This window comes from Pseudomonas sp. 22490 (assembly GCF_052044465.1).
Classification (GTDB): Bacteria; Pseudomonadota; Gammaproteobacteria; order Pseudomonadales; family Pseudomonadaceae; genus Pseudomonas; species Pseudomonas aeruginosa.
Genome location: NZ_JBQENS010000097.1, coordinates 1 through 615 on the forward strand (window position 1 = coordinate 1; position 615 = coordinate 615).

Sequence of the window (615 nt, forward strand, 5' to 3'; positions counted from 1 at the left end):
CGTGGAGCGCGTTGGCGTCCCGGCCGTCGTTACCCGCCCCACCGCGTTTTTGGTCGATTTCCTGCCGGTGATCCGCCGCACCCTGACCCGCACCGGCTTTGTCATCGACCACATCCACTACTACGCCGACGCCCTCAAGCCGTGGATTGCCCGGCGCGAGCGCTTGCCCGCCTTCCTGATCCGGCGCGATCCGCGCGACATCAGCCGCATCTGGGTACTGGAACCGGAAGGTCAGCACTATCTGGAGATCCACTACCGCACCTTGTCCCATCCGGCCGTCACCCTCTGGGAACAACGCCAGGCGCTGGCCAAATTGCGTCAGCTCGGGCGCGAGCAGGTGGACGAGTCGGCGCTGTTCCGCATGATCGGGCAGATGCGCGAGATCGTGACCACCGCCCAGAAGGCCACGCGCAAGGCGCGGCGCGACGCTGATCGCCGCCAGCACCTCAAGACGTCGGAGCCACCGGCCAAGCCCATACCGCCGGATGTGGACATGGCTGACCCGCAGGCAGACAACCTGCCGCCGGCCAAACCGTTCGATCAGATCGAGGAGTGGTCGCCGTCGATGAATATAAGAGGACTTGCCATGGAATGCTCTCGGACATAGGAAATCAG

The 615-nt window shown here is 64.9% G+C and carries 1 protein-coding gene; it reads left to right on the forward strand.

Annotated features, from left to right (window positions below):
* A partial coding sequence (locus tag ACTJJX_RS35060) for a Mu transposase C-terminal domain-containing protein (RefSeq protein WP_440782064.1) occupies positions 1–607 on the forward strand: 607 nt, incomplete at its 5' end.
* Between the last annotated feature and the right edge of the window lie 8 nt (positions 608–615).